This window comes from Nocardioides sp. (assembly GCF_031422975.1).
Classification (GTDB): domain Bacteria; phylum Actinomycetota; class Actinomycetes; order Propionibacteriales; family Nocardioidaceae; genus Nocardioides.
In genome coordinates this window covers 1-2,674 of sequence record NZ_JANPEO010000233.1, presented here as the reverse complement: position 1 = coordinate 2,674, position 2,674 = coordinate 1, and the positions used below count along the sequence as shown (strand labels likewise).

The 2,674-nt window shown below is 71.1% G+C and carries 4 protein-coding genes; 2 read left to right on the top strand and 2 right to left on the bottom strand.

Translation table 11 applies throughout. The annotated features are described in order from the left end of the window. On the bottom strand, positions 1-387 hold a 387-nt coding region (locus tag RMO85_RS06920), incomplete at its 3' end, for an amino acid racemase (RefSeq protein ID WP_310527932.1). A 24-nt stretch (positions 388-411) separates the two neighbouring features. Further along, a complete protein-coding gene (locus RMO85_RS06915; RefSeq protein ID WP_310527928.1) occupies positions 412-1,152 on the bottom strand; it encodes an SDR family NAD(P)-dependent oxidoreductase in 741 nt (246 codons plus the stop codon). A gap of 70 nt (positions 1,153-1,222) precedes the next feature. Here RMO85_RS06915 and RMO85_RS06910 point away from each other — a divergent pair, with 70 nt between their 5' ends. Both RMO85_RS06910 and RMO85_RS06905 read left to right on the top strand, forming a co-directional pair. Further along, entirely contained in the window at positions 1,223-2,098 is an 876-nt protein-coding gene (locus tag RMO85_RS06910; RefSeq protein ID WP_310527926.1) for a ribonuclease HI family protein, read from the top strand. A gap of 46 nt (positions 2,099-2,144) precedes the next feature. After that, the coding region (locus RMO85_RS06905; RefSeq protein WP_310527924.1) for an AMP-binding protein at positions 2,145-2,674 on the top strand (530 nt) is incomplete at its 3' end.

Below are 2,674 nucleotides of genomic sequence, written 5' to 3'. Positions count from 1 at the left end.
CATCGCGACCGTCGTCCCGATCAGTCCGACGCATGCCATGCCCTGCTCGACGCAGGCCTCGGCAACCACGTCACCGAGGTGCAGCAGGGGGATGTCGACGGCAGCCTCGACCTGGTCGGCAACCTTGTGGAACGTCGTGGTGCACAGCAGCAGGAAGTCGGCGCCGGCGCGCTCGACGCCACGCGCCGCCTCGGCGAGCAGCTCGCCGATCTGGTCCCACCGCTCGTGCTCCTCCAGATCGGTCAGCTCGGCGAAGTCGACGGTGCTGAGCACGACCTTCGGCGAGGACAACCCGCCGAGTCGCGCCTGCACACCGAGGTTGAGGTCGCGGTAGTAGACGAGGCTGGATTCCCAGCTCATGCCGCCGATGAGTCCGATGGTCTGCACGATCGGCAGTCTTCCAGATCCCGGTCAGACCCGGTGCACCTTGTGCACGGCGGCCTGGGCGCGCGGCTTGATCACGAGCTCGTCGATGTTGACGTGCGCCGGCAGCTGCGCGATCCAGCGGACCGCCTCGGCGATGTCCTCGGCCACGAGCGGCTCGGCCACGCCGGCGTAGACGGCGTCCGCCGCCGCCCGGTCGCCCCCGAAGCGCACCAGCCCGAACTCCTCGGTGCGCACCATCCCGGGCGCGACCTCCGAGATCCGGATCGGCTCGCCGTTCAGCTCGAGGCGCAGCGTCTCGGTCACGACCCGAGTCGCGTGCTTGGCCGCGGTGTAGCCGCCACCCGACTCGTAGGCCCAGCGTCCCGCCGTGGAGCCGAGGTTGACGATCAGCCCGTCGCCGCTGGCGCGCAGGGCCGGCAGCAGCGCCTGGGTGACCCGCATCAGGCCGAGCACGTTGACGTCGTACATCGCTCGCCAGTCCTCGGGATCGGCCGACTCGATCGGGTCGGCGCCGAACGCGCCGCCGGCGTTGTTGACCAGGACGTGCACGACGTCGAGGCCGGCCGCCAGGGCGGCCACCGAGGCCGCGTCGGTCACGTCGAGGGGGACGGCTACGCCACCGATCTCCTGGGCGAGAGCCTGGATCCGGTCGGTACGTCGAGCGGCGCACACCACCCGGAAACCCTCGGTGGCAAGGGCGCGCGCGGTCGCGGCGCCGATCCCGCTGGACGCTCCGGTGACGACGGCGGTCTTCTGGACGGTCATGCGCCCATCATGCCGGGGTCGGGTTCGCGCAGGACTCGGCCATGCGGTCGGGCGGTGGTTGGATGCTCCCGTGATCATCGCGGCGGCAGACGGCTCGGCACTCGGCAACCCCGGACCAGCGGGGTGGGCGTGGTACGTCGACGACACGTGCTGGGCCTCGGGCGGCTGGCCTCACGGCACCAACAACATGGGCGAGCTGATGGCCGTCCTCGACCTGCTCCAGCAGACGGCACACCTCGACGACGAGCTGCACGTCTTCTGCGACAGCACCTACGTCATCAATGCCATCACCAAGTGGATGGCCGGCTGGAAGCGCAAGGGCTGGAAGACGGGCAGCGGTCAGCCGGTGAAGAACATCGAGCTGATGAAGGCGCTCGACGAGGCGATGCGCGGACGGCGCGTGAAGTTCGAGTGGGTCAAGGGTCACGCCGGTCACGAGCTCAACGAGGCGGCCGACCAGCGTGCGAACGCCGCCGCGGCGGCGTACCAGCGCGGTGGCGTCGCCGATCCCGGTCCGGGCTTCGCCGGCAGCAGCACCGCCCACCCGGCTGCCACCGTCGGACAGGTGGACGAGGAGCCCGACCTCTTCAGCGACCTCGTCGCCGAGCTCAGTGACGAAGAGCAGGTGATCGCCCTGGAGCGGTCGCTGCTCACCGACGAGGTGCGCTCCGACCGGGCGGCCGTGGCGGCACTTCTGCACCCGCAGTGGCAGGAGATCGGGGCGTCCGGCGTGCTGTGGGAGCGCGAGACGATGCTCGACCGGATCGGTCCGCTGTCCTCGCCTGTCACCCTCGACGTCATGACGGTCTCCCGCGTCGCGCCCGACCTGATCCTGCTCGTCTGGCGCGCGTCCGCCGACGACGGCAGCCGCCTGCGGAGCTCGCTGTGGCAGCGCGCGGGTGGACGGTGGCAGCAGCGCTTCCACCAGGGCACGGCCGAGGCGTGACCGTCCCGTTATGGCAAAGGTAAGGCTTGCCTTATAAGGTGCTCGGGTGACCGCCACCCCGCACCTCGGACGCGCCGCCAGGCCGCTCGAGACCCATCTCGCCTCCTTCGGCGAGCGGGTTGCACTGCGGACGGGCGAGCAGACGGTGTCGTACGCCGACCTCGCCGGCCGCGTCCGCGACGTGGCCGACGCCTATGCCGGGGCGCGCCGGCTGGTCCTGCTCGCGCCACGCCCGGAGATCGAGTCGGTGGTGGAGTACCTCGGCGCCCTTGCGGCCGATCAGGTCGTCCTCGTCGCCGGCTCGCACCTCGACGCACTGATCGAGGCCTGGGACCCCGATGTCGTCGTGGGTGCCGACGGTCGCGACATCCGCCGCGACGAGTCCGCCCATGAGCTGCACCCCGAGCTCGCGCTGCTGCTCTCCACGAGCGGCACCACGGGCTCGCCCAAGCTGGTGCGCCTGGGTCTCGACGGTCTGCTGGCCAACGCCACCGCCATCGCCGAGTCGCTCTCGATCCGCCCCGACGACGTCGTCGCCACGACGCTGCCGCTGCACTACTGCTACGGGCTCTCGGT